Source organism: Bacillus sp. S4, from assembly GCF_040838205.1.
GTDB classification, from domain to species: Bacteria; Bacillota; Bacilli; order Bacillales; family Bacillaceae_G; genus Bacillus_A; species Bacillus_A cereus_U.
Map to the genome: position 1 here is coordinate 1 of NZ_JBFPJI010000177.1, position 6699 is coordinate 6699.

Consider the following 6699-nt stretch of genomic DNA (forward strand, 5'->3'; position numbering starts at 1 on the left):
TAGCAAGACAATTTTTACAAAAAGAGAATTTACTTCGTTGATTTTACAAGAAATATACAACTTTATATGTTTGAAATAACCGTTCATTACAAAATGAACGGATTTTTTGTGCATACTTATACATTTTTTCAAAAAAGTATTCCATTTTTCTTCATTTTATTTTAGAATAAGTAATGTTTTCCTGAAAAAATATAAGAGAAACGTCTATTAGAGAAAAGGTGACTTTAATAGTTGAACGAACATAACACCTAGAATGACAGATGGGGTGGTACAAATAGAAAAGAAGTTAGGGTTTTTTCCGTTAATCGCATTAGTAGTTGGAACAATGGTTGGTGGCGGTGTTTTTAGTTTACCGCATGATTTAGCAGTAGGAGCAAATAGTGGTGCAACAATAATTGGTTGGTGTATTACAGCGATGGGAATGATTCCGCTTGCGCTCGTATATCAAACGTTAGCAAGACAAAAACCGGAGCTTGAGGGCGGAATTTATAGTTATGCACGAGCTGGTTTCGGTGAATATATTGGTTTTAACAGTGCGTGGGGGTACTGGCTGGCAGGGATTTTAGGAAATGTCGCAACAATTATGTTACTGTTTAGTACATTAGGTTATTTCTTCCCGATTTTTAAAGGAGGAAATAATGCTGCGTCTATCATTGGTGCCTCTCTTTTATTATGGTCACTTCATTTTCTTATATTATTTGGAATTCGTGAAGCTTCCATTATGAATGTTATCGCAACAATTGGGAAATTGGTTCCGATCTTATTATTTATTGTTGTGATGGTAACGGCGTTTCGCTGGGATACATTTACACATGACTTTTGGGGCGAAGGAACAATCTCAGTTTCCTCTGTACTAGGTCAAGTGAAAAATACAATGCTTGTAACTCTTTGGGTGTTCATTGGGGTTGAAGGAGCAGTTGTATTATCAGGAAGAGCTAAAAATAGCAGAGATGTTGGAAAAGCGACAGTACTTGGGTTAATTTTAGTTATGTCTATTTATATTTTAATTTCTGTTCTGTCAATGGGAGCTATGACGAGAAATGAACTTTCGGTTTTAGAAACTCCTTCAATGGGACATGTATTAGAACATGTTGTTGGACCATGGGGGGCAGTTGCGATTAACATCGGTTTAGTTGCTTCACTTGTAGGGACATTGATTGGTTGGTTTTTACTTGTTTCTGAAATTTCGCATGTAGCAGGAAAAGATGGCGTGTTTCCGAAAGTCTTTACGAAAACAAATAAGAAGCAAACGCCGCATATGGCATTATGGATTTCAAATATCGTTGCCCAAATTATATTTATAATCGTTCTGTTTTCAGAATCGACATATCAAATTATGTATTTTATTGCGTCAACATCAATTTTATTACCGTATTTATTATCAGCGCTATTTCAATTGAAATTAGTCATTACGAAAGAGCTGAAAGTTGCGAGAGTAAAAAATGGCTTATTAGCTTTAATTGCTTGTGTATATTCTGTATGGCTCATTTATGCAGCTGGTTTAAAGAATTTATTACTTGTTTCAATTGTATATGGAATCGGGATTATCGTGTACGTTTTTGCAAGAAAAGAAAAAGGGAATCGTTGTTTTGTAGGTATAGAGAGATATGTGATGTGGGCAATTGTTATTGCAGCTATCACATCACTTTATATGTTACTGACAGGAAATATAAAAATGTAAAAGTCCTTTTAATTTAAAGGGCTTTTTTCCTTGTCTAGAGAATATTTAATACATAAGATATTCAGGAGGGATGAAAATGGAGGAAAAAGAACAGTTGTCTAGAATTATGGATTTAGCTAGTGATTTAAGGAAAGTATTAGTACAAGAATCTTTTTTTAATCATCATCCTGAACTTCGAGGCGTGATTGAAAATTTAGCGAGTTCTGTAGAGAATTTGGCGAGTTTGCAGCAAAATAAAGATGAAAATGCCGAAGATCGATTACGGTACGTACTTGCTAAAATGAAAATCGCTCATAATGCCATTTTACAAGAAAAAAAAGCATTTCCTTCTCATTAATATACGTTTTAATTTTGAACCTGACGGATGACGTCAGGTTTTTTATTTCTAGTTTTAGATTGTAGTTCATACACTAAGAATAGTATGAAAAAAAGAAGGTGACTACGTTGAAGTTACATAAAGCTCTTCATCCAAGTTTTATAAAGCGAATGTATTATATGAGGTTTATTGGGAAGTTTGCAAAAGCTGAGGGAGAGAAGAATGGGGAAAATTTCTTTGTACAATGTCTTTCTCCAATACCTTTAACTTTACAAGAGTTATTTCCGACTGGAAAATATTTATTTGAAGGATTATGCAGTAATAAAAAGAATGAAAAAATCTTTACTGATTTAAAGAAGCGTAAATTAGAAAAGCAACTGGTTATGTTTCGTCTTTATTATGATCGTGGAAATTTATTACTGGAATTAATATGCACAGAAGAGCCTCGGGAAATAGCATCTTCATATAAATTGATTCCTTCACCAAAGGTCTCAAATTATAAAAAGAGAGCGTCTTTGGAACGGAAGTTAGGCAACGGTTACTTATCATTTCTTATGCCTAAATTACCAAAAGACTTTGAGCCTCCAGAATTATTGTGGCATGAAGGAAGGCTATATGGAAATTTATCGTTAAAATCATCAATAAGTTCAATTTCATATTTTGAGCAAAGAAAAGAATGTAAATATATTGAAATAAACGAGTGGATGAAACATGTAGAAATAGCAGTAGATGATCATTTATATTTTGTAAGTGAAAATGTGTATGCCCAACTAAATAAACGAATTGTTGAAGAAGGTAAGTTAGTTGAAGTAGAAGATATTAAAATGCAAAAGGAGGACTGGGAATGGGATGAGCGTGAATCCTCTTTTTTGCAGTATGTACGAAGTATGGTTCGTAATAAAGGGCTATATTTGGATGATACAGATATATATAATTTTCACATTAGTATTAAAACCAATATGTTAACAATTGTTGGTGGTATACCAGGTGTTGGGAAATCACGCTTTGTGCAAGCTTATGCAGAAGCACTTGGGTTACGTTATGGTGAAGAATTAATTTGGATTCCGATTTCACCATCGTATCAAGAACCACATGATATTCTCGGTTACCTTCATCCGAATGGTAATTTTATTGAAAGTGAAACGAAGTTAGTTCGGACATTGTTAAAGGCTAAAGAAAACCCAAATCAGTTGTATATAATTGTATTCGATGAAATGAACATGTCACATATTGAGCATTGGTTTACTCCGTTTCTATCTGTTCTTCAACTTGAAAAGAAAAATCGTATTTTGAGTTTGTATGAGAAAGTACAAGAAATAGAAAATCAAATTCCACCTTCAGTGGAAATTGGTGAGAATATTATTTTCGTAGGCACTGTAAATTTTGATGAAACGACGAAAGAGCTTTCCGATCGATTATTAGATCGAACAAATTTGATTACATTACAAAAAATTCCGTTTTGCGAGATGAGTATAGAACATGAGAAAGTTGTTCAGCAACCCCCGCTGAAAGTAACAACGGGAGAATTTCGACTCAATTGGTTTAGGAATAAAGAGATGATCGAAGTGTTTACTGAAGAGGAATTAGAGTTATTGGATAAGTTACATGATGTATTATCATCACACGATATATCAAAAGGAATTTCTTTCCGATGTGCAAGCGCAATCGCTACGTATTTGCAAAATATACCGTTCCAAAATAATCAATCCTATATGATTAGCAGGGAAGAAGGTTTTGATTTGCAAATAAAGCAACGTGTATTAACGAAATTAAGGGGGACAGAAATGACAGTGGGCTCTCTACTTTCTGAAGAAGCAAAAAGGGGAGCGACATTGATACCACTTTTACAGTCTCCGCTTGCAAATCGTGTATCTACATTTGAACATTCTTTAGCTTATATAAGACAAAAGCGTAGAGAACTGGAGCTGTATGGCTATGCAAAATGAGGAGCGTTATGAAACAGCAATCGTCGATACGAAAGAAACGCTCCCGTTTGTATTGAAGCTAATTATTGGTACTGAGGGGAAAGGCGATTTTATCCTTTTAAACCGGCTTTGTACGTCTACTACAGCATTAGTTCAATGTATTTATAAAGTACAGGAATTAAAACCACTGAAATTGCATTTCCATTATCAAAATCCAATGGATATTACATTCATATGGAATAAAGTATATGAGGGACAAAAGAATATAAAAGAGTCACAATATGAATTAAATGAAAAAAAACAAAGAGTATTAGTGTATGAACATGGAAAAACTGAATTTTTTTATCCGTGGCGCTGTGGCTTATACCATTTTGAAGTGCGTATAGAAGATAGAACTTATTATGGTGCGTTTCAAGTTGTTCCTAAAAACTTTTTTGATGACCAATTTGAAATGATTCAAGATTATGTGAAGTCAATTTTAAACGAGTTAATTTTAGATAGAGGTTATTACAAGAAAACTTTCTCAGCACTTAGCGATATTGAAGATTCTTCTTATTTGGTACTGTTAAGAAAGTTGCCACAAAAAATGAAAAGAATAAAACAAATTTTTAAGAAAGTAGAATCGAATGCGGAATTTGTACACGAATATGAATGGGAAACGAAAGAGCGGAAGACAACGAGAAAAACTGCCATTATGACAGAAAGAAAGCTTTATGCGAAATATTACAACCGTAAATTTAAGGAGAAAAAAAATAGTATTGAAAATGCATTTCTTAAATTTAAAACGATGCAATTCTATTATTATTTACTTGAAGCAGAAAGTTTTGTACGTAAAACTATTGAAATACTAGAAGGAGAAAAGAAGAAAAAGTCAGATGAATTTCAAGCTGTTAAAACAATTATGAAAACGATTGAACGAAATGGATCCGTGACGGATAGGGAAAAACAAAAATATAGAAATTTACATTTACTGAAAGAAGCAGATTTACGGAAAAGTTCTGTGAAAATACAAGAATATAAAATATTAGCTCATATCGTATATGAAAGTGTGCAATACTTTCGAAATTTATTGTATTCTCCATTTTGGAGGGAAGTTTCTGAAACAGCTACCATTAATTCGAACACTTTATCTATACCGCATCAACAATTAATCTACCATTTAGAATTGTTACCGCAACATACAGAGCAACCCCCATCTTTATTATTCGTATATAAACCAACGTTTTTAGTGTATGAGTATTACGCTTTTTTTATCGTTATTTCTATATTAGAACAAATCGGATTTGAAGATAAGAATCCTATCCGTGAACAAATACAAGAACATTTTTATTTAGACGGATTACAAGATGGAACGACAGTGATATTACATCGAGATGATATAAAAGTGCACGTCGCGTTTAATGATTTAATTGAAACACACCCTCTTATCGCACTAAGCAAAGGAAGTAATTTTTATAACGGAGAGGACACAAAGAAGCCGGATATTCGTTTAGATTGTTATGTAAAGGAAGAAGAAAAGTATGTATATAAATCTTCTATTATTATCGAAGTGAAATACAGCCCTATGTACAATATTTTTCAGCCTGTCGGTAATACGAAAGCAACTGAGCAAATGTATAAATACTGGTCCATTAAGTATGTAGAAGAACAGAATGGCAAACGAATTTTTAAGCGAAGAGCGATTTATGAAGTGATTTGTGTATATCCAGGTAGCCATATGCATAGTAAAAAAATTGAATCTGGTTGTGGAGTGTTTTTACAACTATATCCATATAAAACGAAACAAGGAGAAGAGAAGTTGGCTGGGAAGCATGGGATGATTCAAATTTTTGAGAAATGGTTAAAAAGTAATAAAATGTAAAAGGAATCCTTTTTAATGAAGGATTTCTTTAGGTTAAGAAGAATTATATGCCATAAGGAAAGAAGCATAACGTGGGTCGAACTTGAAAGGATAAACATTTTTCATTGGAGCAATTAACTTTCTTTGTATGTATGATTGTATAAGAAAGTAAGAAATGGTACATGCGGGGGAAAAGAGTGTGAAATAGGAATTTAATTCAATTTGCAGAATATAATAAGACATAAATATTTTTAGTTGCATACGAAGATTTGTTCTTATATGATAGTAAGTGAAAGCGTTATCAAAAACAGAACGGCGATGGGAAAGGCGGGTAAATATGTTCCAGCGTGTTCAAACAAAGGAAGAACATTTTTGGTTCGAGCAACTGTGGGGAGATTTTTGTGAAGAAAGAAACTTAATGTTTGTAGAACGTAATTTAAATCCATCACGATTTTTATTAATAGAAGATGAACATCATATTGGTACAGTAGAATGTATTAAGTTTACAGTACCTGAACAATCAAATTCTGAGTTTTTCTATCCGTTTTCTAAAAATGATTTAGTGAAAGATTTGAAAAATGTGTATGAAATAGGAAAGTTAAGTATTGCGAAAACGTCTCGGGGGAGAGGACATTTCAAAAGGCTGGCAGCTATTTTATTTATGCATGCGTTAGAGACGAAAGCGGAATGGTATATTGCAGCAGTTACAAAAAGAATGTATATGTATTTACTTACACTCGGTTTTCCAATTGAACCGATAGATAGTCCATTCCAGTTTCATGATACTTTACAAGGTGTACCAGTGCGGATTCATGCTCGAAAAGGGGCTACACATCTGTATTCTTTGAAAGAATTCCGTGATATTATTCAAGGGAATGCTCATGCGCAGGTACTTATTGCAGAATACAGTAAAAATATTATGTTAACAAAATGAAAA

The 6699-nt window shown here is 33.2% G+C and carries 5 protein-coding genes; all 5 read left to right on the forward strand.

Annotation, left to right across the window (positions count from 1 at the left end; genetic code table 11):
* Positions 1 to 253: 253 nt before the first annotated feature.
* The 5 genes from AB3X48_RS15345 to AB3X48_RS15365 all read left to right on the forward strand — a co-directional run bounded on the left by AB3X48_RS15345 (position 254) and on the right by AB3X48_RS15365 (position 6696).
* Complete coding sequence (locus AB3X48_RS15345) at positions 254 to 1681, forward strand: basic amino acid/polyamine antiporter (RefSeq protein WP_002157980.1); 1428 nt, start codon at positions 254 to 256, stop codon at positions 1679 to 1681.
* Between the two features lie 76 nt (positions 1682 to 1757).
* Entirely contained in the window at positions 1758 to 2018 is a 261-nt protein-coding gene (locus AB3X48_RS15350; RefSeq protein ID WP_002085825.1) for a hypothetical protein, read from the forward strand.
* 107 nt (positions 2019 to 2125) lie between these two features.
* Positions 2126 to 3943, forward strand: a complete 1818-nt coding sequence (locus AB3X48_RS15355; RefSeq protein ID WP_016104752.1) for a DUF8727 domain-containing protein — start codon at positions 2126 to 2128, stop codon at positions 3941 to 3943.
* Positions 3933 to 5783, forward strand: a complete 1851-nt coding sequence (locus tag AB3X48_RS15360; RefSeq protein WP_016104753.1) for a hypothetical protein — start codon at positions 3933 to 3935, stop codon at positions 5781 to 5783. The genes AB3X48_RS15355 and AB3X48_RS15360 overlap by 11 nt, the downstream gene beginning before the upstream one ends.
* A 316-nt stretch (positions 5784 to 6099) precedes the next feature.
* Positions 6100 to 6696, forward strand: a complete 597-nt coding sequence (locus AB3X48_RS15365) for a hypothetical protein (protein WP_002157977.1) — start codon at positions 6100 to 6102, stop codon at positions 6694 to 6696.
* Positions 6697 to 6699: the final 3 nt, after the last annotated feature.